Source organism: Nocardioides sp. JS614 (assembly GCF_000015265.1).
In the GTDB taxonomy this organism is placed as follows: Bacteria; Actinomycetota; Actinomycetes; order Propionibacteriales; family Nocardioidaceae; genus Nocardioides.
Genome location: NC_008699.1, coordinates 3,149,971 through 3,170,451 on the forward strand (window position 1 = coordinate 3,149,971; position 20,481 = coordinate 3,170,451).

Here is a 20,481-nt window from a genome sequence, read left to right on the forward strand (position 1 = left end):
GGAACTCATTCGATCTCTGGCTCGCCGTTCGTGACGGTAGGTCCAGATCCGGGTGACTCGCGAGTAGCCGAACGGAGGTGGTCTAGCCAGCGGTCCGGGCGGCGGCCTTCTGCTGCTTCTTGTGGTCGCGGACCTTCTGCAGCGAGTCGGCGTCGACGACGTCGGCCACGGAGCGGTAGCCCGGCTCGGCGTAGGCACCGACCGCGGCCTCCCACCCGTCGGGGCGGACGCCGAGCTGCTTGGCGACCAGGGCGACGAAGATCTGCGCCTTCTGCTTGCCGAAGCCGGGCAGCTCCAGCACCCGGGCGAGCAGCTCCTTGCCGGTGGTCGCCTCCTCCCACAGTCGCTCCGCGTGACCGTCGTACCGCTCCTCGACGAGCGCCGCCAGCGCTTGAAGCCGGGCCGCCATCGAGCCCGGGAAGCGGTGGATCGCCGGCGGGCTCGCACACAGGGCTGCGAACTCCTCGGGGTCCGCGGCCGCGATCCGCGCCGGCTCCAGGCTGCCGAACCGGTCCAGGACCTTGGCCGGGCCCCGGAAGGCGTGCTCCATCGGGTACTGCTGGTCGAGCATCATCCCGGCGATGATCGCGAACGGATGCTGGTCCAAGACGGAGTCGCTCGCCGGCTCGCCGGTGATGTGGAAGGCCATGGCCGCAGTATCCACCCCTGGACCCCGGCCACATTTCAGATTAGTGTCACTGACATGAAACGGCCGTACGTGCAGACGGCCCGCGCCCGATCCGTCGCGCTGACCGGGGAGCGGATCCTCGATGCCGCGCTCGCCCGGTTCGCCGCCGCCGACTACGACGAGGTGACCCTCGACCAGGTGGCGGTGGACGCCGGCGTCACCGTGCAGACCGTGCTCCGGCGATTCACCTCCAAGGAGGGCATCGTCCGTGCGCTCTCCGAGCGGATCCGGCCGCAGGTGCTGGCCCAGCGCGGGGAGGCCCCGGTGGGCGACCTGGCAGGTGCCGTGGCCAACCTGGTCGAGCACTACGAGCTCGAGGGGGACCTGGTGCTGCACCTGCTCCGCCAGGAGCTCCGGGTGCCGGCGTACGCCGAGGTGACCGCACGCGGCCGGCGGCTCCACGCTGACTGGTGCGCCCGGGTGTTCACGCCCTGGCTCGACGGCCTCGACGAGGTGGAGCGCCGCCGCCGGACCGCCCAGGTCGTCGCGGTCTGCGACGTCCACACCTGGTCCCTCCTGCGCCGGCAGGCCGGACTGTCCCAGCGCCAGGTCGAGCTGGCGCTCGTCGAGCTCCTGACAGGAGTGCTGCCGTGAAGGTCCTGTGCTACACCTCGCCCGCTCGCGGGCACCTCTTCCCCACCGTGCCGATCCTGCTCGAGCTGCGCGGCCGCGGCCACGACGTCGTCGTCCGGACCCTGGACGCCGAGGTGGCCCGGCTGCGCGACCTCGGCCTGAAGGCCGAGCCGATCAGCCCGGAGATCGAGGCGATCGAGCTCGACGACTACCGGGCCCGCACCAGCCAGGCCGGCCTGAAGCGCACCGTGCGCACGTTCGCCGCCCGGGCCCGGATCGAGGTGCCGGAGGTCCAACGCCTGGTCGCGGAGGAGCATCCCGACCTGCTGCTGGTCGACGGCAACACCTGGGGCGCCGCCGCGGTCGCGGAGGCCTCCGGGTTGCCGTGGGCGCTGCTCCAACACTTCCCCACCCCCCTCCCGGCAAGGGACGTGCCACCGTTCGGTCCGGGTCTGCGGCCCCTCGCCGGGCCGCTCGGCCGCCTGCGCAACCGGCTGCTGCGCCCGGTGGTCCTCGGCGTGGTCGAGCGGGCCTTCCTGCCGCCCCTCAACGAGGTCGTCCGGCCGCTGGCCGGGGCGAGCCCGATCCGCGACGCGCACGACCTCTACACCCGGGCCCCGCTGACGCTCTACCCCACGTCCCGGGCCTTCGAGCACCCGCGCACCGACTGGCCCGACTCGTTCTGCTTCGTCGGCCCGCTCGTCTGGGAGCCACCGACGGCCCCGCCCGAGTGGCTGGCCGAGCTGGGCCGGCCGGTCGCGCTCGTGACCACGTCCTCGGAGTACCAGGACGACGGCGCGCTCGTCGACGCCGCGCTCGCCGGCCTCGCTCACGAGGACCTCGACGTCGTGGCGACCCTGCCCGGCGGGTCGAGGCCCCGCCGCCTGGTACCTGCGAACGCGCACGTCGAGCAGTTCGTGCCGCACTCGCCCGTCCTGGCCCGGGCGGCGGTCGCCGTCACCCACGGCGGGATGGGCGCCACCCAGAAGGCGCTCGCCGCCGGCGTACCGGTCGTGGTCGTCCCCTGGGGCCGCGACCAGGCCGAGGTCGCCCGCCGGGCGGAGGCGACCGGCGCCGCCGTGCTCCTTCCCCGCCGGCGGTTGTCGCCGACCAGCCTGCGCGACGCCGTACGCCGAGCGCGGCGACTCCGGCCCGCCGCGGTGGCCCTGGCGGCCGCGATGGCGCAGGACGGCGGCGCCCCGCTCGCCGTGGACCGGTTGGAGTCGCTCGCCGGCCGTGGCTAGGGTCCCGGTCGCGGGCCTGGCGTCGGTCAGTCGGCCTTGACGGCCAGCACCGGGCAGTGCGCGTCGAGCAGCACCCGCTGGGCGTTGCTGCCGAGGATCAGCTTGCCGACCGGCGAGCGGCGCCGCAGACCGATGACGATCAGCTCGGCGTCGTTGGCCTCGGCGATGCTGATCAGGTCCTCGGCGGGCTCGAAGCCGCGCACCAGCTGGCGGATGTCGTAGGGGACGCCGGACTCGTCGAGGACCTTGCGGACCGAGTCCAGGTCACGCTCGGCCTGGAGCGCGGCACTGCCGTCGAACTCCTGGCCGCCGCGGTGGGAGTTGACGACGACGAGCTTGGCGTCTCGCAGCTTGGCCTCCGCGACCGCCTTGTGCAGCGCGGCCTCTCCCTCCGGCTTGGGCACGAACCCTACGACGACGGTCCCCATCGACACTCCCTGTCCCAGGTGCTGATGTGGGCCGGTTGCCCACTGCTCGCACCGTAACCGATCGGCGGCACCGCCCGCAGCCTGTGGAGGAAGGACACGCCCCCGATCCGCGCGGGGGAGGCTGGTCGACGGAGGTGGTGCGCGTGGCGGGGATCCGCGAACCTGTCGATCGGACGACGGCGGTGCTGCTGCGTCGTGCGGTGCTCGACCACGTGCGCGTCGAGCACCGGCGCTGCTTCCCCGCGCTGCTGCACGCGGGACGGCCCGGAGCCGTCGAGGAGGTCTTCGCGATCGACCCCGATGCGCCCCTGGACCAGGCGCTGCGCGCGGACGTGGTGGCGGCGCTGCTCCATCGCGGCCGCAGCCGCGGCGCCGTCCCCCTGCTGTGGCTGACCCGGCCCGGCGAGCTCGGCCTCGAGGACGTCGACGCCGACTGGGCCTCGGCCGCGCACGCAGCGGGCAGAGAGGCCGGCATCGACCTGACCCTGGTCGTGGTGACCCGCCGCGGCTGGGTCGACCCGCGCAGCGGCGTGCGCCGGGAGTGGAAGCGCCTGCGCCAGCGGTGAGCCGGCGGGGTGGGCCGGCCTACACCCAGGTGTGCGCCGGGTCGTTGCTGTGCATGCCCCGGGTGTACTCCAGGAGCGTGCTGCGCAAGGCGTCGTACCGGTCGGCTTCACCCGCCTGGTGCATCCGCTGCGCGAACCACTCGGCCCCATTCGTGCCGACCAGGCAGCGCTGCTCGATGATCCCGAGCAGGCGGTCGATCTCGTCCGCGGACGCACCCCAGCTCTCGAGGCCCTGCTGGGCCAGCGGCAGCAGCCGGCGCAGCACCAGCTCGGTCGCCCGCACCTGGCCCACGCCGGGCCAGTAGACCTGGGCCTCGATCCCCTGCCGGGCCGCGACGTGGAAGTTCTCCTCGGCCGCACTGAACGACATCTGCGACCACAACGGCCGCTCGCTCTCGGCGAGTGCGCGGACCAGCCCGAAGTAGAACGCGGCGTTCGCGATCGTGTCGGCCACCGTCGGGCCGGCCGCGAGCAGGCGGTTCTCGACCCGCAGGTGGGGCACACCGCCGGCGATGTCGTAGACCGGCCGGTTCCAGCGGTAGATCGTCCCGTTGTGGAGCCGCAGCTCGGGCAGCGTGGGGGTGCCGCCGTCCTCGAGCACGGCCAGCGGGTCCTCGTCGTCGGTGATCGGCAGCAGCGCCGGGAAGTAGCGCACGTTCTCCTCGAACAGGTCGAAGACCGAGGTGATCCACCGCTCGCCGAACCAGACCCGCGGGCGGACGCCCTGTGCCTTGAGCTCCTCGCTGCGGGTGTCGGTGGCCTGCTCGAACAGCGGGATCCGGGTCTCGCGCCACAGCTCCTTGCCGAGGAGGTACGGCGAGTTGGCAGCGACCGCCACCTGCACGGCCGCGATCGCCTGGGAGGCGTTCCAGTACGCCGCGAACTGGTCCGGCGAGGTCTGCACGTGGAACTGGGTGCTGGTGCAGGCCGCCTCGGGCACGATCGAGTCGGCGGTCGTGCGCAGTCGCTCGGGGCCGTCGATCGCGATCGTGATGTCCTCCCCGCGCGCGTGCAGGATCTGCTCGCTGAGCAGCTTGTAGCGCGGGTTGGCGCTCAGGCTGGCCAGGTTCATGTGGCCCTCGGCCAGGGTCGGCAGGATCCCGATCATCACGATGTGGGTTCCGACGGCGGCCGACTTGCTCTCCGCGTCGTTGAGGCTGCGGCGCAGGCTGTCCTCGAAGGTCTTCAGGCCGCCCTCGCGCAGTCGTGCGGGCGGCACGTTGATCTCGATGTTGAACTGGCCGAGCTCGGTCTGGAAGTCGGGGTCGGCGATGGCTGCGAGCACCTCGGCGTTCTTCAGCGCCGGGTCGCCCTCCTCGTCGACGAGGTTGAGCTCGACCTCGAGTCCCGTCATCGGGTCGTCGGTGTCGAACCGCGCCTCACGCAGCATCCGCGCGAACACATCGAGGTTGCGCCGCACCTTCTCGCGGTGCCGCGTGCGATCGGCCCGGGAGAACTCCTGAGCCTCGACCTCCTCGCCCATGATCCGACCCTAGAGCCTTCCGGCGTGGCTGTCGTGGTCCTGCCAGGACGCCTCCGTGCGAGCGATCACGTCGTCGACGACGCCGCGCACGGAGCCGGTGCGCTCGAAGGCGGCGCGCTGGCGGGTGGCGCCGTTGTCGTTGACCGCCCGCTCGAGCTGGACGTCGACCAGCTCGAGGTCGCCGGCGGCGGCCAGGGCCGGCTCGACCGCCTCGACCAGCGCCGCCACGACCGACCGAGCCGGCCGCAGCCCACGCGCGAGGGGGTGCACCAACGAGTCGGCCATCCCGAACCGGGACGCCCTCCAGTGCGCGGCGCGCAACGCCTCGGCCCGCCAGTGCGCTGCCGGGCGCCCGTCGGCCCATTCCTCGGCCGCGGTCTCGACCAGCGCTCGGACCAGTGCCCCGATGGTCACCGCAACGGCCGGATCGGTGCCCACGTCGCACACCCGCACCTCGACGGTGGGCTGCCCGGTCGAGAGCCGGGCGTCGAAGTAGAGCATCCCGGGGTCGCGGGCGGCCCCGACGTCCAGGAGCATCCGGCACACCTCGCGGTAGCCCGCGACCGAGCCGAACTGCTCGGTGGGCCCGGCACTGGGCCAGCGCGCCCACACCTGGGCCCGCCACGAGGCATAGCCCGAGTCCCGGCCTTCGACGTACGGCGAGTTGGCGGCGAGCGCCACCAGCACCGGCAGCCACGGCGCGATCCGGTCGACCACCGCGACGCCCTCCTCGTCGGAGCCGATGTCGACGTGCACGTGCATGCCGCAGGTGCCGCCGGTCCTCGCGATCTCACCGTAGGTGTCCACCATGTCGCGGTAGCGGTCGTTGGGGCTCACCACCGAACGGTCGCCACCGAGCGGGACGATCCCGCACGCCCCGGCCGCGTACCCGGCAGCCCGTGCCGCCTCACCGGCGGTCCGGCGGGCAGCGACCAGCTGGTCGAGCGCGTCGGCGGCCCGGCGGACCGGGTCCGTGCGGGTCTCGAGCTGGTGGCGGAACAGCTCCTGGTCCAGCTCGTCGGTGGCCGCCCGGGCCCGCTGCCGGCCGGGCCCGTGCTCGCGGAACTCCTTGAGGACCGACGGCGCAGCAGGAACCACCTCCCCGCTCTCGGGGTCGAAGAGCAGCAGCTCTTCCTCGATGCCGAGCTTGCGGACCATGGCCGACGAGTACCCCGCTGCGTTCCCGGTCACTCACCCCTCTCTCCCAGGTCACGGACGCGCTCCGTCGGGCGCGCGAGGAGCCGCGACCACCCACCCTCCGTCCCCGTAGCTGCCAGGGACCGCAAACCCGAGTCCACCGCAAGCCGGAGATCAACCACCGGCGGAGCTCAACCGCACGCCCGCTCCTGCCAGGCCTCCGGTGGCACAGCGCGCTCCAGCGCCTGGGCCACCAACGCGGCGAGCGAGTAGTCCTCGTCGGCCTCGGCGCTGCGGTCCAGCGCGCACCAGGCGAGGGCGCCGTGGCCGGCCTGCCAGGCCGCGAACGCCAGCAGGGCGGCCGGGGCGGCCAGCAGCGGCACGGGGGTCCGACGCACGACGTCGGTCCAGAACCGGACGTGCTCGTGCGCGCTCACCCGCTCGAGCGGGCTCCAGGCGGCGTCGCGCACCTCGATGTCGAGGAGCCCGCGCAGCAGCCGGGCGACCTCCGCGTCCTCCGGCGCGGAGCCCGCGCCGGTGTGGCGGACCACCAGGTCCCGCGCCCAGACGCTCTCCTCGGCCCTCGGCTGCGGCGCCCCGGCGAGCTCGGCGAGCGCGGCGACCACCCGGCTCGTGCGCTCCACGTCTGCGTCGAGGGTGTGGCGCAGCTCCTCCCGCGACCCGTGCAGGACCCGGCCGTCGAGCACCGCCTGGGCCAGGAACGGATGGGCGGAGAGGTCGTAGGGGACGCCCCAGACGGGCACCCCTGGGTTGCTGCCGTGGGCGGGGTACCACCGGCTGCCGTCGGCGCGCAGCGACCAGATCACCTGCACGCCGACGTCCGTGAAGGAGCGGCACAGCGCTCGACTGACGGCGGCCGCGAGCCGCTCGTCGTCGGAGTAGATGACGAACACGGCCTGGCCGACCCCGTGCGCGCGAGCGGGCTCGAGCAGGGTCTCGACGGCGTCGGGGATCTCGGCCCGAGTGGGGGGCAGGTCGATGCGGGCGTGGAACGGGCGGCGGGAGCCGAACGTGAGCATGGCGACCGAGTCGCTCGGCCATGTTGACCGGACTACCAGCGGGGGCCGGCTGATAGATGTATGCGCCCATGATGGTCGTCGTACGGGAGTCCTGGCTTGTCGCGTGATCTCGAACAACTGCAGATTGAGCGCTTGGGTTGCGTTCGCTCCGGTGGCTCCGGTGTTGCCTGGCTGGTCTACGACGACGCGGGCGATGCGGTTCGCCCGATCGCGGAGTTCCTCCGGGACTTCGCAGCGCGGGGCAATAGTCGGGGCAGCGTGCGGTCCTATGCCTATGGGCTGCTTCGGTGGTGGCGCTGGCTCGCGGCGGTCGGCGTGGAGTGGGACCGAGCCACCCAAGCAGAAGTACGTGACCTGACATTGTGGCTGCAGTTGCATCCTAAGCCGCGCCGGTCACAGCGGACCGTCTCAGCAGCGACAGCCGGGACGGTGAACCAGGTGACCGGCAAGCGCTACCTGGACGACCACTACGCGGCACGTACGATCCGGCACAGCAACGCGGTGGTCTCCTCGTTCTACGAGTTCTGGGGCGAGCAGGGGTTGGGTCCGGTGGTGAACCCGGTGGCGCGCGACCATCGCGGCCAGGGACGTTCGAACGCGCATCACAACCCGATGGAGCGGTTCCGTCCCGAGGGTCGGGTCCGGCACAACCCGAAGGTCCCGCGGCGTCAGCCGCGGGCGCTGCCGGACCAAGCCTGGGCAAATCTGTTCGACGCGATGGGCTCGAACCGGGACCGTGCGCTGCTGGCGTTGGCAATCAGCAACGGCGCCCGCGCGGCGGAGGTCCTCGGCCTGCGCGGCTGCGACGTGGACTGGGGCAACCAGCAGGTCCGGGTGATCCGCAAGGGCAGCCGTGCCGAGCAGTGGCTGCCGGGCAGCAACGACGCGTTCGTGTGGCTGCGGCTCTATCTGGCCGAGATCGGTGGCGTCGGCCCGGCTGACCCGCTGTGGGTGACGCTGCGCAGACGACGTGACGCCGACGGCAAGTTGGCCCGGATCCCGTTGAGCTACGAGGCGCTTCGGGCGGTGCTGCGCCGCGCAAACGCGAAGCTGGGCACCAACTGGAGCATGCACGACCTGCGCCACACCTGCGCGTTGCGGATGGCCGCCGACGAGCACGTCTCGCTGCGCGACGTCCAGACGATCCTGGGCCATGCCCACCTGGAAACGACCGCGGAGATCTATCTCGTCGAGGACGAGCGCCACACCGTGGAGCGGGTCGCCGAACACCTGGCCCGTCTGGCCAAGCCGAAGCCAGCCCCGGAGCCTGTCGACCGCGGCTACCGGGCCGCCGACCTGGCGGTGCTGTTCGGTGACGGGGTACTGCCTTGAGGAGCGTGTTGACCAGCGAGCAGCTGAAGGTCGCCGGGCCGTACTACCGCGAGCATCCCGAGCTGGTGGACCAGGTCTTCGCCGGGCCACACGACACCGCGGTGAAGGACGAGGTCTTGCGGCTGGTGGCCAAACTCCCGGACTGGCCGGTGACCGAGTACGCGAGCAATCGGCTGCTGGAAGGGGCAGATTGGGTGCTCGACTGGCTGCTCATCTTCCCCGGGGCCGGTTGGCGCGACCGATGGGTTGCGGCCGGTGCCGACACGAACCCGCTGGGCTGGCTGCCCGAGCGCCACGGCGAGGACCACCGCGACCCGAAGACGGTGCGCCAGATCGCAGTCGCAGGGATGCGCACCCTGATCGTGTCGCGGGTGGTCCTGCCCGGCCACGAGTTCTTCGCGACCTGGAAGACCAAGGGCTATCAACAGGTCCTGGTGCAGCAAGATCCCGCCCTAATCGCCCGGATCGAGGCGTTCGCCGAGCAGCATCAGATCAGCCGTCGCCAACAGCGCGACGTCTGGACGGTACTGGCCAGGATCATGCTCCACACCGGCAAAGACCTCCAGGACGTCAGCGCCGAGGACCTCTTCGAGCTGCGGGCCCACTACCGGGAGAAGCACGGAGTCCCCGCCGCCGGACTGGGACAGACCTGGACCCTGCTGGCCGGGGTCGGCATCTTGCCCAAGGACTCCTCCCTGCGTGCCGCGCTGCGCGTGGGGCAACGCACCCCCGCCGAGCTGGTCGACCGCTACGGGCTCGCTCCCGGGCCCGTGCGTGACCTGCTGGTGCGCTACCTGGCCGAACGGAAGACCAACGTCGACTACACCACCTTGAAGTCGCTCGCGCGGATGCTGGCCGGCAACTTCTGGGCCGACCTGGAGCGCCACCACCCCGAACTCGCCGGGAGCGACACCCTGGCCCTGCCCAAGACGACGGTGACCGCCTGGAAGGAGCGCCTGGCCGTCATCGTCGCCCCCGACGGGTCGAGGAGGCCGCGAGCCGACTTCCTCGACGTGCTGCTCACCGTGCGCTGCCTCTACCTGGACCTACGTGACTGGGCGCTCGATGACGCCACGCTCGCACCATGGGTGGTGGCCTCACCAGTCACCCGCGCCGACGTGGCCGGCAACAAGAAACGGAAGCTGGCCCATCAAGCCCGCATCCACCAGCGCATCCGCGAACGAGTGCCGCTGGTCCCGCGGATGCTCGCCAGGCTGGAACAGGACCGCCGCGACGCCGAGGCGATGCTGGCCCTGGCCAAGCAGACACCTGCCGATGCCTCATTCAACTTCAACGGTCGCACCTATCAGCGGATCAGCACCCGGATCCGTGGCGGCCGCGGCCTACCTCCCGACCTGGCCTACGACGTGGTCTGCGTTGAGACCGGCGAACGCTTCAGCGTCGGCCGGACCGAGGAGGACGCATTCTGGCTGTGGGCGGTCGTGGAGACGCTGCGACACAGCGGTGTGCGCCTGGAGGAACTCCTCGAGCTCACCCACCTTGCGCTGGTGTCTCACCGGCTGTCCACCACCGGCGAGCTCGTCCCGCTGCTGCAGATCGTCCCGTCGAAGACGAACGAGGAACGACTGCTCCTGGTCACCCCCGACCTTGCCCGCGTCCTGGCCGAGATCATCAGCAGACTGCGCAACCGCTACAACGGAGCCGTACCGCTGGTCGCGCGCTACGACAACTACGAAGCCACCACCGGGCCACCACTGCCGCACCTGTTCCAGCGTGACTACGGCTCCGGTCCGACGGCGATGAGCCCAACCATGGTCCGAGTCACCCTGCGGGAGGTGGCCGACCGGATGGGCCTGACCGACACCGCAGGCAACCCCATGCACCTGACCCCGCACGACTTCCGACGGGTCTTCACCACCACTGCCGTCCAAGACGGACTGCCGCTGCACATCGCCTCGCGGATCCTCGGGCACCGCCACCTCAACAGCACCCAGCCCTACACCGCCGTCTTCCAAGACGACCTAATCCGCACCTTCCGAACCTTCGTCGATCGCCGCCGATCAGCGCGACCGGCCGAGGAATACCGCGAGCCCACCCCCGAAGAGTGGGACGAGTTCGAGGAACACTTCGCCCTGCGCCGTGTCGAGCTCGGCTCCTGTGCCCGGCCCTACGGGTCGAGCTGCGAACACGAGCACGCCTGCATCCGCTGCCCCGTCCTGCGTGTCGACCCCGCCCAGCTCGACAGACTCGAAGCCATCGCAGCCAGCCTCCTACAACGCATCACAGAAGCCGAGGAACGCGGTTGGCCCGGTGAGGTCGAACAACTCACGATCAGCCTGCGCGCCGCCCAAGACAAGATCTTGGCCACCGCACCACCTCGCAAGGGCAGCGTGTTCCTGGGAGATCCAGCCATACCCCCGACGAACGCGCCGCAAGCCTGACCCCCGGGCCCGAGCCTGGCCGTAGAAGAAGCAGTTAGCCCCACCAAAGCCAGACGCCGGCGCCGGCGACGACCAGCACGACCGAAAGACCCACGAGCAGGTCGATCGCAAACTGGAACCGGCGCCAGGCGCGCCCTTCCCTGACGATCTGCTCAAGCATGCCCGGCCGCCATGGAGGTGGCTGACCGATCTCTTCCTCAAGCAGGGCGTGCAACCGATCCGGATCGATCGACTCCTGGTACGGGAGTTCCTCTGTCATCAGATCCCCTTTCGAGTGGTCCCGCCGTCGGCCCGCCTCGCGGAAAGCTCCTACAACCTAAGACGTAGCCAGTGGCGGATCCGTTGGCATCGATGCCGAACTTTCCGTGGCTTTTCGGCGAAGGCTCGGCGGACGGCATTGGCAAGCCACGGGCCAAATGTGATGCTGATCACAGCCGCGATCATCGGGAACGCGGCCACATCACCCGCTCGGGAGGGACCAACCATGAAAGCAGTTCGCGCAGCAGTCGTGCTCGGAGTGAGCATGTTCCTCGCCCTCAGTGCCAACCCGGCATGGGCCAACGACTTCCAGGCCACGACCACCGGCGCCCGAGCCAATTGGACCGATGTCCCAGACCGGCTCACCGCTACCGACACTGCCGCGGACGGAGACGCGGCCGTTGCCCAGCTGCGTCGACCCAACGGCACGATCGAGACCGTGATCGCATCCGGGGGATCCGGAACCAGCAACTCGCAGACCTTTTCCGGCATCACTGAAGACGCTGCGATCGAGATCCGGGCATGCCGTCGTAGCGGCGGCGTGATCGTCGGCTGCGGCTCCTGGGTCGGAGGGTTCTCCTGACAGGCCACAGCTTGACGTGAATCGGCACACCCCCTGGCTTGGCGCCTCGACAACGGATCGAGGCGCCAAGTGTTCTCTTCCATACGGTGTCACGGCACGGTCAGTACCATCTGGCGACGACGATGTAGATCGCCTCTGTGACGCGTCGGCGACCAGCGTGCTTGATGCGGCTGGTGCTCCGCGCGCCGCGACTCATGGCGACGTGACCGGAACGCAGGACGACGCCGACCTGACTCCGAGGGCGCGAAGCGCTCGCTCGCAGCGTGCTCCAGAGTCGCTAGTCCAGAAAAGCAGGAAGCCGAGCACCACGGGCACCAGGGCGAGCACGTCCTCGGGCGTGCGGGCGGTCATGGCGGTGGAAGAAGTCATGGGTCGAACCTCCCCGCGATCCCCGACGGTCGGGGCCGGTCCGGACCGGGCCTGTGGGGAACCCGGTCGCGCCGCTCGCTGTGGAGGGTGAGCGGGTCGGTCGGCGGGAGGAGGTACGTTGCGCCCGTGCGTGCGGATGCGTCGGTGCTCCACCTCGACCTCGACGCGTTCTTCGCAGCGGTCGAGCAGCGCGACAAGCCGTCGCTGCGCGGCAAGCCGGTGGTCGTCGGCGGCATCGGCGGCCGAGGCGTCGTTGCGACCGCGTCGTACGAGGCGCGCAGGTACGGCGTGCACTCCGCGATGTCCACCCGGGAGGCCCGGTCGCGGTGCCCGCACGCCGCGTTCCTCAGCGGCCGCTTCCACGCCTACCGCGACACCAGCGCGCAGGTGATGCGGGTGCTGCGGGCCGTCTCGCCCCTGGTCGAGCCGCTGTCGCTGGACGAGGCGTTCGTCGACCTGGAGCAGGCCGGCCTCCCGGACCTGGCCGTGCCCACCGTCACCGCGTTCGCCGAGGACCTGCGCGCCCGGGTCCGCGAGGTGACCGGTGGGCTGACCGCGTCGGTCGGCATCGGCACCTCGAAGTTCGTCGCGAAGGTCGCCAGCGACCTGGACAAGCCCGACGGCCTCGTCGTCGTCGCGCCCGGCACCGAGCTGGAGCTGTTGCGGCCGATGCGGGTCACCGTGATCCCCGGCGTCGGCCCGGCGACCGCGGAGCGGCTGCGGCGGGTGGGCATCCACACCGTCGCCGACCTCGAGACGGTGAGCGAGGACGAGCTGGTCCGGCTGCTCGGCAAGGCCAGCGGGCACTGGCTCTTCCACCTGGCCCGCGCCGTGGACGACCGGCCGGTCGTGGCCGAGCGGGAGGCCAAGTCGGTGAGCGTCGAGGGCACCTACGACACCGACCTGACCGACCGGCGCCTGATGGAGGGGCTGCTGACCCGCCAAGCGGGCGAGGTGGCCGGCCGGCTGCGCAAGCACGGCCTGTCCGGGCGCACCGTGACCATCAAGGTGCGCCTCCACGACTTCACCACCCTGAGCCGGTCCACCACCCTCGCCTCCCCCACCGACGGCGCCGGCACCATCGCCCGGCTCGCGCGGGGGCTGCTGGCCGACCTCGACACCTCCGGCGGCGTGCGCCTGCTGGGCGTCGGCGTCTCGGGGCTCGCCGACTGGATCCAGGAGGACCTGTTCGGCGAGACCGGCGAGGAGGAGGTCGACCTGCCGGAGCTCGAGGTCCCCCACCACTCCCGTCGCACCTGGGCCCCCGGCATGGACGTCGTGCACACCGAGATGGGCCGCGGCTGGGTGTGGGGATCGGGCCGGGGCGTGGTCACGGTGCGGTTCGAGACCGCCGAGACCCCGCCGGGCCCGGTGCGCAGCTACCCCTCCGACGACCCCGAGCTCACCGCCTGGGAACCGCCGCGCCCGGAGCAGGAGCCGGAGGAGGAGCCGGGCTGAACCGCACCGGCTCCCCCGGCCGCAGCTGCGCGCAGCGCCACAGGTCGTCGGGGTGCACGACGGCCAGCACCGGGTAGCCGCCGGTCGGCGGGTGGTCGGCCAGGAACACCACCGGCCGGCCGCTCGGCGGCACCTGCACCGCGCCGAGCACCATGCCCTCGCTGGGCAGCTCGCCGGTGCGCACCCGGGCCGGCGCGGGCCCGGCCAGCCGCAGCCCCACCCGGTTCGAGTCCGCCTCGACGACGTACGCCGAGCCGCACAGCACGTCCAGCGCGTCGCTCGCGAACCAGTCGGCCCGGGGCCCGCGGGCCACCCGCAGCGGCGCGGGCCGGTGCGCGGGCGGGGTGTCCAGGGGGCGCGGCACGGTGTGCGGCGGACCCAGCGGGAGGGTCGCGCCCGGCAGCACGGGTGGTGGCCCGACCCACGCGAGGGTGTCGGTGGAGCGCGACCCGAGGACCGGCTCGACCGCGATCCCGCCGGCGACCGCCAGGTAGGTCCGCACACCGGTCCGCGGCCGGCCCAGCCGCAGCGTCGCGCCGGCGGGCAGCCGCTCGGCCCGGCCGTGCCCGCGTGCCGCGCCGTCGATCTCCAACGGGGCCGGCGCCCCGGTGACCGCGACCCAGCAGGCGGTCTCGGCGCGCACCTCGAGCCCACCCAGCACGACCTCCAGGACCGCGGCGTCGGCGTCGTTGCCGACCAGCCGGTTGGCCAGTGCGGCCGCGGGCGCGTCGAGCGCGCCGGCCCGCGGGACGCCGAGGTGCGCCAGCCCGGACCGGCCCCGGTCCTGGACCAGCGTCAGCGGCCCGGCCGCCAGCACGTGCAGGCTCGGGTGCGTGCTCATGCCGGCACGAACCGGACGCGGGTGCCGGGGGCGAGCAGCGCCGGCCGCTCCCGGTCGGGGTCCCACAACACCGCGTCGGTGCGGCCGAGCAGCCGCCAGCCGCCGGGTGACGCCGACGGGTAGACACCGCACCACGGTCCCGCCAGGCCGACCGACCCTGCGGGGACCCGCGGGCGCGGCGACTCCAGACGGGGTACGGCGAGCTCCGCGGGCAGCCCGGCCAGGTAGGCGAACCCGGGGGCGAACCCGCAGAAGGACGCGACGTACTCCGTCGAGGAGTGGCGGCGCACGACTCCCTCGGCGTCGGTGCCCCACGCCTGGGCCACGGCCGCCAGGTCGGGGCCGTCGTAGGTCACCGGCACCTCCACCAGCACTCCGTCCGGCCGCGCGTCGGAGGGCGACCAGGACGCCAGCGCCGCCGCGAGCGCGCCGAGATCGGCCACGCCGTCGAACAGCACCGTCTCCGCGGCCGGCACGATCTCGAGCGCGGCCAGGCCGCTCGCGCGCGCCCAGGTGGCCAGGGCGAGGGCCGTCGTGGCGTCGCCGACCTCGGCGAGAGCGGCGGTGTCGCCGAAGGGACGCAGCTGCACAGGCATGAGATCCAGCATGGCGGGGAAATGGGTGAGGGGCTCCCGGTGGTATGAGCACCAGGAGCCCCTCGGCTCGACCGGAGACGGTGACGCCCGGTCGACCGAACCGGCCCTCCGACCCCGCCGTCCCCGTCACCGGGCCGGCGCCGCGAGTTGCCTCGCGGTGCGGATCTTCGTTCCTGTCCGATCCCCGACCCTCCGCAAGCGGTGGATCAGTAGGAGAGTTCTACGGGAGACCGCCGGCACCCCGCAAGACCCTCCGCGGAACCCACAGGTTCCTCCACAGGCGGCGCCCCGCTATCCACCACTCGAGCACGCTGTGCACAGGACCCGGTCCAGACCTGTGGACCAACCTGTGGGTGACGGGCTCGCCTCGACGCCCGCTAGGTCACGAAGGAGCGCAGCGTGAAGCCGGCATCCTGCAGCGACCGCCGTACGGCGAGCGCGTGGCCCACCGCGCCGGGCGAGTCGCCGTGCAGGCACACCGAGTCGACGCGCGCCGCGAGCGCCACCGCCTGCGCGACCACCCGGTCGGTGTCCTCGACCAGGGCGCCGGGTGCCGAGCGCGGCAGCAGCCGACCGTCCGCGGCGTAGCCCCGGTCGGGGAAGCCCTCGCGGAACACCGCCCGGCCGGCGGCCTCGGCCAGCCGCAGCAGCGCGCCGGGCATCCCCAGCACGGGCAGTCCACCGGATCCGTCGAGGACCGCCCGGGCCTGCACCTCGTCGTCGAGCACCCGGTGGTAGAGCGCGCCGTGCGGTTTGAGGTACCGGACCGCGGTGCCCTCGGCGGTCGCGATCTCGGAGAGCACGCCGACCTGGTCGGCGACGTGCTCGCGGAGCACGTCGTAGGACACCGAGAGCGGGACCCGCCCGAAGTTCTCGCGGTCGTCGTAGGAGACCTGGGCGCCCAGGCTGACCTCGCGCCGGACCGCCTCGGCACAGACCGCGCGCATCACGGCCCGACTGCCGGCGTGGTAGCCGCAGGCGACGTTCGCGCTCGTCACGACGGCCAGCAGCGCCGCGTCGTCGGTGATCTCCTCACCGAGGTCGGCGTTGAGGTCGATCCGGGGTCGCGCCATGGCCCGACGCTATCGTCGCGGCCATGCAGCCCTCCCTCGTCCCACCCGTCGCCGAGCGTCGCCCGACCACCGCCGAGCACCACGGCCACCAGCGGGTCGACGACTACGAGTGGCTGCGCGCCAAGGAGGCGCCCGAGGTGATCGCCTACCTCGAGGCCGAGAACGTCTACACCCGCGAGCGCACCGCCCACCTCGCCGACCTGCGCCAGGCGATCTTCGAGGAGATCAAGGCCCGCACCCGCGAGACCGACCTGTCGGTGCCGACCCGCAACCGCGGCTACTGGTACTACGGGCGCTCGTTCGCCGGCAAGGAGTACGGCGCGAGCTGCCGGGTCCCGGTCACCGACGCTGAGGACTGGGCGCCGCCGAAGCCCGCGGAGGACACCCGCCCGGACCAGCCGGCGCTCCCCGGTGAGCAGGTGCTGCTCGACCTGGACGCGCTCGCCGAGGGCCATGAGTTCTTCTCGCTGGGCGGCTCCTCGGTCAGCCCGGACGGCACGCTCCTGGCCTACGCGACCGACGTCGTCGGCGACGAGCGCTACACGATCCGGGTCTTGGAGATCGACAGCGGCGAACTGCGCACCGACGAGATCACCGGCGCCCTCGGCGGCGCGACCTGGGACCGCGCGGGCGAGAGCTTCTACTACACGACCGTCGACGAGACCTGGCGCGCCGACAAGATCTGGCGGCACCGCCTGGGCACCGGCCAGGACGAGGACGAGCTCGTCCACCACGAGACCGACGGCCGCTTCTGGGTCGGGGTGGGCCGGACCCGCAGCGACCGCTTCCTGGTGATCGCCTCGGGCTCGAAGAGCACCTCGGAGTACCGGTTCCTCGACGCCGACGACCCGGACGCGGGCTGGCGGGTCTTCGCCGAGCGGCGCGAGGGACTCGAGTACTCCCTCGAGCACGCGGTGCTCGCCGGCGAGGACGTCTTCCTGGTGCTGCACAACCACACCGGGCCCGACTTCGAGCTCGGCATCGCGCCGGTCCGGCCGACCCCCGCGGAGCAGTGGCGGCCGCTGGTGGCCCACGACCCCGCCGTACGCCTCGAGGACGTCGACGCGTTCGCCGGCCACCTCGTGGTCCACCAGCGCAGTGCGGGCCTCACCCAGCTGCGCATCCTCGAGCTCGACGACGCCGGCGTCAGCGACGACTACCTCGTGGAGTTCGACCGCGAGATCTTCACCGTCGGGACCGCCGGCAACCCCAACTTCGCCCAGCCCGTGGTCCGGCTCGGCTACACCTCGCTCGCGGTGCCGTCGTCGGTCTACGACTACGACGTGCGCAGCCGCGAGCTGACCCTGCTGCGGCGCGCGCCGGTGCTGGGCGGCTACGACCCTGCCGACTACGAGGAGCACCGGCTCTGGGCGACCGCCGAGGACGGCGCCCGGGTGCCGATCTCCATCGTCGCGAAGCGCGGGGCGCGCGAGGACGTGGGCGGCGGCACCGGACCCGTGCCGGTGCTGCTCTACGGGTACGGCGCCTACGAGACGTCGATGGACCCGTACTTCTCGATCGCCCGCCTCTCCCTGCTCGACCGCGGGGCCGCGTTCGCCATCGCGCACGTCCGCGGCGGGGGCGAGATGGGGCGGCGGTGGTACGACGAGGGCAAGCTGATGCGCAAGCAGAACACGTTCTCCGACTTCGTCGCGTGCGCCCGGCATCTCGTCGCCACGGGCTGGACCACCCCCGACCGGCTGGTCGCCGAGGGCGCGAGCGCCGGCGGCCTGCTGATGGGCGCGGTCGCCAACCAGGCACCCGAGCTGTTCGGCGGCATCGTCGCCGGCGTGCCGTTCGTCGACTCGCTCACCACGATGCTCGACGCGAGCCTGCCGCTGACCGTCCCGGAGTACGACGAGTGGGGCAACCCGGAGGCCGACGCGGAGGTGTACGAGTACCTGGCGTCGTACGCGCCGTACGACAACGTGGCCGCCGTGGACTACCCACCGATCCTGGCGGAGACCTCGCTCAACGACACCCGGGTGCTCTACGTGGAGCCCGCGAAGTGGGTGGCGCGGCTGCGGGCGACCGCCGTCGGGCGACGCGACTTCCTGCTGCGCACCGAGATGGCGGCGGGCCACGGTGGGGTGTCCGGACGGTACAAGGCCTGGCACGACCGCGCCTTCGCGCTCGCCTGGATGCTCGACCGGATGGGCCTCGCGGACCGCCCGGGCGGGGTCCGCAGCCCCGAGATCCCCTGAGAAGTCCCTGAGAGTACGCCGCCGACGCAACTCAACGGCCCGCTCACACGTCATTCGGGGTGAAGGTCCGAGGTTTGGCTGGGGAATCCCCTGGTCACCGTGGACGTTGTACGTGACGTGTGGGAGTGCGACAGCGCTGCCCACGTGAGATAGGAGGGCGACCATGGCTGTACGCACCGCCGTCAGCGCAGGCACTCGAGAGATCGAGGGCCGCGACAGCGTCGGCCTGTACCTCGACGAGATCGCCCGCAACCCCCTGCTCGACGCCGCCTCCGAGGTGGAGCTGTCGAAGGCGATCGAGGCCGGCCTGATGGCCGAGCACCTGCTCGCCGAGGGCCGGGTCGGCCGCAAGAAGGGTGGCGCGCCGATGACGGCCACCGCCGAGGAGCTGGAGTGGCTCGCCGAGGAGGGCCGCAAGGCCGTCGACACGTTCATCACCGCCAACCTGCGCCTGGTCGTCTCGATCGCGCGGAAGTACGGCCGTGCCCAGATGCCGATGCTGGACCTGATCCAGGAGGGCAACACCGGCCTGATCCGCGCGGTGGAGAAGTTCGACTACACCAAGGGCTACAAGTTCTCGACCTACGCGACCTGGTGGGTCCGCCAGGCGATCACCCGCGGCATCGCCCAGCAGGCCCGCGTGGTCCGGCTGCCGGTGCACGTGGTCGAGGAGCTCAACCAGGTCGGCGGCGCGCGCCGCACCCTGGAGCGCAAGCTGGGCCGTGAGCCGGAGCCGCGCGAGATCGCCGAGGAGCTCGGCATGGAGGTCGACCGGGTCCTGGACCTGATGGCCTGGGGCCGCGAGCACGTCAGCCTCGACTCCCCCGTCGACGAGGATGGCGACACCTCGCTGGGCGACCTGATGGCCCAGGAGACCGCGCCGGGCCCGGACCTGAACTTCATCGACGTCGAGTCCCGCGACCGGCTCAACAGCCTGGTCGGCAAGCTCGACGACCGCGCGGCGGACATCATCCGCTCGCGCTACGGACTGGTCGACGGGCGCCAGCACAAGCTCGCCGACATCGGCGCCAAGCACGGCATCTCCGCCGAGCGGGTGCGCCAGCTCGAACGCGAGGCGCTGCAGAAGCTCCGCCGCTTGGGCGACCCGGACCTCGCGGCCTGATCTGGCCGCCTGACTAGCTGCCTACGCGCAGCTGCTCGAAGACCTCCGCCACCCGCCGGCGGAGGTCTTCGCGCGTCCCGGTGTTCTCGATGACGTACGTCGCGATCGCGCGGCGCTGCTCCCGGGTGGCCTGGGCGGCGATCCGCGACTCGGCATCCGCGCGCGTCATCCCCCGGTCGCGGAGCAGCCGGTCGACCTGCGTCTCGTGCGGCGCGTCGACGACGATCACCGCGTCGAAGTCCGCGACCCGGCCGGACTCCGCGAGCAGCGGGATGTCGTGGACCACGATCCCGTCGACGGGGGCGGCCGCCTCGAGCTCGGCGTACCGCTCGAAGACCAGCGGGTGCACGATGGCCTCGAGCACCTTGCGCTTGCGCTCGTCGGCGAACACGATCCGGCCCACCGCCGCCCGGTCCATCTCGCCGTCGGCCGCGAGGATCTCGGGGCCGAAGGCGGCCACCACCTGCTCCAGGCCCGGCGTGCCCTTCGCGACCACCTCCCTGGCCAGCCGGTCGGCGTCGATGACCACCGCGCCCAGCTCGGCCAGGATCGCCGACACCGTGCTCTTGCCCGAGGCGATGCCGCCGGTGAGTCCCACTCGCATGGGGTCATCCTGCCCGAGCCGCCGCGACGCGTCGGTCAGGCGGCGACCTCCGAGCGGTCGCGGAGCCGGTGCACCAGGCCACCCACCGAGAGACCGAGCAGGGCGGGCACCACGAGGAGGACGGCGAAGAAGACTGCCCCGTCGCCCACCTCTGCGGCCAGGTCCCGGTCGTCGGTGAGGGCGAGCGCCACCGGGATGCCCACCCCCGCGACGACCGAGGCGAGGAGCCAGGTGAGCAACGCCTCGAGGAGGCCGCGCCGGATGCCGTCGACCACCGCCCAGACGAACGCGATCGTGACCAGGATGAGGAACGCGAGCAGCCCGGCGCCGAGCGCGTCGGTGGTCTCGCTGCGGGCGACGGCGGCGACGTAGGCCGCCGTCACCCCGACGATCACGAGGGAGCGGAGCAGGACGGCGACGACGACCCGGGGCAGGTTCATCCGCACAGCCTCCCCGATCTGGAGGCCCCCGTCAGGCGA

At 72.3% G+C, this 20,481-nt stretch carries 20 protein-coding genes; 9 read left to right on the forward strand and 11 right to left on the reverse strand.

The genetic code is table 11. From position 1 onward, the window contains the following. Positions 1 to 82 precede the first annotated feature (82 nt). Positions 83 to 649, reverse strand: coding sequence for an HhH-GPD-type base excision DNA repair protein (locus tag NOCA_RS16495; RefSeq protein ID WP_011756403.1), 567 nt, complete (start codon positions 647 to 649; stop codon positions 83 to 85). 54 nt (positions 650 to 703) lie between these two features. Between NOCA_RS16495 and NOCA_RS16500 the strand changes: the two genes are divergently transcribed. Both NOCA_RS16500 and NOCA_RS16505 read left to right on the forward strand, forming a co-directional pair. Further along, positions 704 to 1,282 (forward strand): TetR/AcrR family transcriptional regulator, encoded by a 579-nt coding sequence (locus tag NOCA_RS16500; RefSeq protein WP_011756404.1) that lies wholly within the window; start codon positions 704 to 706, stop codon positions 1,280 to 1,282. Next, complete coding sequence (locus NOCA_RS16505; protein WP_011756405.1) at positions 1,279 to 2,505, forward strand: glycosyltransferase; 1,227 nt, start codon at positions 1,279 to 1,281, stop codon at positions 2,503 to 2,505. Before NOCA_RS16500 ends, NOCA_RS16505 begins: the two co-directional genes overlap by 4 nt. A gap of 26 nt (positions 2,506 to 2,531) precedes the next feature. Here NOCA_RS16505 and NOCA_RS16510 read toward each other — a convergent pair whose 3' ends face one another. Continuing rightward, complete coding sequence (locus tag NOCA_RS16510; RefSeq protein WP_011756406.1) at positions 2,532 to 2,933, reverse strand: universal stress protein; 402 nt, start codon at positions 2,931 to 2,933, stop codon at positions 2,532 to 2,534. Between the two features lie 143 nt (positions 2,934 to 3,076). Here NOCA_RS16510 and NOCA_RS16515 point away from each other — a divergent pair, with 143 nt between their 5' ends. Then, on the forward strand, positions 3,077 to 3,499 hold the full coding sequence (locus NOCA_RS16515; RefSeq protein ID WP_011756407.1) for a hypothetical protein: 423 nt from the start codon (positions 3,077 to 3,079) through the stop codon (positions 3,497 to 3,499). 19 nt (positions 3,500 to 3,518) lie between these two features. Here the strand turns inward: NOCA_RS16515 and NOCA_RS16520 are convergent, their stop codons facing one another. The 3 genes from NOCA_RS16520 to NOCA_RS16530 all read right to left on the reverse strand — a co-directional run bounded on the left by NOCA_RS16520 (position 3,519) and on the right by NOCA_RS16530 (position 7,276). Continuing rightward, positions 3,519 to 4,982, reverse strand: coding sequence for a glutamate-cysteine ligase family protein (locus tag NOCA_RS16520; protein ID WP_011756408.1), 1,464 nt, complete (start codon positions 4,980 to 4,982; stop codon positions 3,519 to 3,521). 9 nt (positions 4,983 to 4,991) lie between these two features. After that, positions 4,992 to 6,173 (reverse strand): carboxylate-amine ligase, encoded by a 1,182-nt coding sequence (locus NOCA_RS16525; protein ID WP_238383358.1) that lies wholly within the window; start codon positions 6,171 to 6,173, stop codon positions 4,992 to 4,994. Between the two features lie 137 nt (positions 6,174 to 6,310). Further along, positions 6,311 to 7,276 carry a DUF4192 domain-containing protein gene (locus NOCA_RS16530; protein WP_140404034.1) on the reverse strand — a complete coding sequence of 322 codons (966 nt, stop codon included), beginning with the start codon at positions 7,274 to 7,276 and terminating at the stop codon, positions 6,311 to 6,313. Between NOCA_RS16530 and NOCA_RS16535 the strand changes: the two genes are divergently transcribed. Then, positions 7,256 to 8,491, forward strand: a complete 1,236-nt coding sequence (locus NOCA_RS16535; protein WP_011751501.1) for a tyrosine-type recombinase/integrase — start codon at positions 7,256 to 7,258, stop codon at positions 8,489 to 8,491. The genes NOCA_RS16530 and NOCA_RS16535 overlap by 21 nt on opposite strands. A 5-nt stretch (positions 8,492 to 8,496) precedes the next feature. Continuing rightward, the gene (locus NOCA_RS16540) at positions 8,497 to 10,893 is read left to right on the forward strand and encodes a site-specific integrase (protein ID WP_049774346.1); all 2,397 of its coding nucleotides are present in this window, start codon (positions 8,497 to 8,499) and stop codon (positions 10,891 to 10,893) included. Between the two features lie 34 nt (positions 10,894 to 10,927). On the opposite strand, the gene NOCA_RS16545 is transcribed toward NOCA_RS16540, so the two are convergent. Continuing rightward, positions 10,928 to 11,152 carry a hypothetical protein gene (locus NOCA_RS16545; RefSeq protein ID WP_041545920.1) on the reverse strand — a complete coding sequence of 75 codons (225 nt, stop codon included), beginning with the start codon at positions 11,150 to 11,152 and terminating at the stop codon, positions 10,928 to 10,930. Between the two features lie 264 nt (positions 11,153 to 11,416). Here NOCA_RS16545 and NOCA_RS16550 point away from each other — a divergent pair, with 264 nt between their 5' ends. Together NOCA_RS16550 and NOCA_RS16555 are read left to right on the forward strand one after the other, a co-directional pair. Continuing rightward, positions 11,417 to 11,734, forward strand: a complete 318-nt coding sequence (locus NOCA_RS16550; protein ID WP_041545921.1) for a hypothetical protein — start codon at positions 11,417 to 11,419, stop codon at positions 11,732 to 11,734. A gap of 495 nt (positions 11,735 to 12,229) precedes the next feature. Then, complete coding sequence (locus NOCA_RS16555; protein WP_011756411.1) at positions 12,230 to 13,561, forward strand: DNA polymerase IV; 1,332 nt, start codon at positions 12,230 to 12,232, stop codon at positions 13,559 to 13,561. Here the strand turns inward: NOCA_RS16555 and NOCA_RS16560 are convergent. The 3 genes from NOCA_RS16560 to NOCA_RS16570 form a co-directional block, all read right to left on the reverse strand. Continuing rightward, positions 13,506 to 14,402, reverse strand: a complete 897-nt coding sequence (locus tag NOCA_RS16560; protein ID WP_011756412.1) for a biotin-dependent carboxyltransferase family protein — start codon at positions 14,400 to 14,402, stop codon at positions 13,506 to 13,508. The genes NOCA_RS16555 and NOCA_RS16560 overlap by 56 nt on opposite strands. Beyond that, positions 14,399 to 14,998, reverse strand: coding sequence for a 5-oxoprolinase subunit B family protein (locus NOCA_RS16565; RefSeq protein WP_140404221.1), 600 nt, complete (start codon positions 14,996 to 14,998; stop codon positions 14,399 to 14,401). The genes NOCA_RS16560 and NOCA_RS16565 overlap by 4 nt, the downstream gene beginning before the upstream one ends. A gap of 377 nt (positions 14,999 to 15,375) precedes the next feature. Further along, positions 15,376 to 16,071: a 5-oxoprolinase subunit PxpA gene (locus NOCA_RS16570; RefSeq protein WP_011756414.1), complete on the reverse strand. Its 696-nt coding sequence runs from the start codon at positions 16,069 to 16,071 to the stop codon at positions 15,376 to 15,378. A 23-nt stretch (positions 16,072 to 16,094) separates the two neighbouring features. Between NOCA_RS16570 and NOCA_RS16575 the strand changes: the two genes are divergently transcribed. Together NOCA_RS16575 and NOCA_RS16580 are read left to right on the forward strand one after the other, a co-directional pair. Further along, the gene (locus NOCA_RS16575; protein ID WP_011756415.1) at positions 16,095 to 18,275 is read left to right on the forward strand and encodes a S9 family peptidase; all 2,181 of its coding nucleotides are present in this window, start codon (positions 16,095 to 16,097) and stop codon (positions 18,273 to 18,275) included. 163 nt (positions 18,276 to 18,438) lie between these two features. Further along, entirely contained in the window at positions 18,439 to 19,398 is a 960-nt protein-coding gene (locus NOCA_RS16580; protein WP_011756416.1) for a sigma-70 family RNA polymerase sigma factor, read from the forward strand. A gap of 13 nt (positions 19,399 to 19,411) precedes the next feature. Here the strand turns inward: NOCA_RS16580 and coaE are convergent, their stop codons facing one another. Continuing rightward, positions 19,412 to 20,002, reverse strand: a complete 591-nt coding sequence (coaE, locus tag NOCA_RS16585; RefSeq protein ID WP_011756417.1) for a dephospho-CoA kinase — start codon at positions 20,000 to 20,002, stop codon at positions 19,412 to 19,414. A gap of 35 nt (positions 20,003 to 20,037) precedes the next feature. After that, positions 20,038 to 20,442 carry a hypothetical protein gene (locus NOCA_RS25945; RefSeq protein WP_011756418.1) on the reverse strand — a complete coding sequence of 135 codons (405 nt, stop codon included), beginning with the start codon at positions 20,440 to 20,442 and terminating at the stop codon, positions 20,038 to 20,040. Between the last annotated feature and the right edge of the window lie 39 nt (positions 20,443 to 20,481).

Coding starts and splice junctions, on each gene's coding strand:
- NOCA_RS25945 (WP_011756418.1), bottom strand. CDS start 20,442: ATGAACCTGCCCCGGGTCGTCGTCGCCGTCCTGCTCCGCTCCCTCGTG.
- NOCA_RS16565 (WP_140404221.1), bottom strand. CDS start 14,998: ATGCCTGTGCAGCTGCGTCCCTTCGGCGACACCGCCGCTCTCGCCGAG.
- NOCA_RS16520 (WP_011756408.1), bottom strand. CDS start 4,982: ATGGGCGAGGAGGTCGAGGCTCAGGAGTTCTCCCGGGCCGATCGCACG.
- NOCA_RS16580 (WP_011756416.1), top strand. CDS start 18,439: ATGGCTGTACGCACCGCCGTCAGCGCAGGCACTCGAGAGATCGAGGGC.
- NOCA_RS16495 (WP_011756403.1), bottom strand. CDS start 649: ATGGCCTTCCACATCACCGGCGAGCCGGCGAGCGACTCCGTCTTGGAC.
- NOCA_RS16500 (WP_011756404.1), top strand. CDS start 704: ATGAAACGGCCGTACGTGCAGACGGCCCGCGCCCGATCCGTCGCGCTG.
- NOCA_RS16560 (WP_011756412.1), bottom strand. CDS start 14,402: ATGAGCACGCACCCGAGCCTGCACGTGCTGGCGGCCGGGCCGCTGACG.
- NOCA_RS16545 (WP_041545920.1), bottom strand. CDS start 11,152: ATGACAGAGGAACTCCCGTACCAGGAGTCGATCGATCCGGATCGGTTG.
- NOCA_RS16510 (WP_011756406.1), bottom strand. CDS start 2,933: ATGGGGACCGTCGTCGTAGGGTTCGTGCCCAAGCCGGAGGGAGAGGCC.
- NOCA_RS16570 (WP_011756414.1), bottom strand. CDS start 16,071: ATGGCGCGACCCCGGATCGACCTCAACGCCGACCTCGGTGAGGAGATC.
- coaE (WP_011756417.1), bottom strand. CDS start 20,002: ATGCGAGTGGGACTCACCGGCGGCATCGCCTCGGGCAAGAGCACGGTG.
- NOCA_RS16575 (WP_011756415.1), top strand. CDS start 16,095: ATGCAGCCCTCCCTCGTCCCACCCGTCGCCGAGCGTCGCCCGACCACC.
- NOCA_RS16550 (WP_041545921.1), top strand. CDS start 11,417: ATGTTCCTCGCCCTCAGTGCCAACCCGGCATGGGCCAACGACTTCCAG.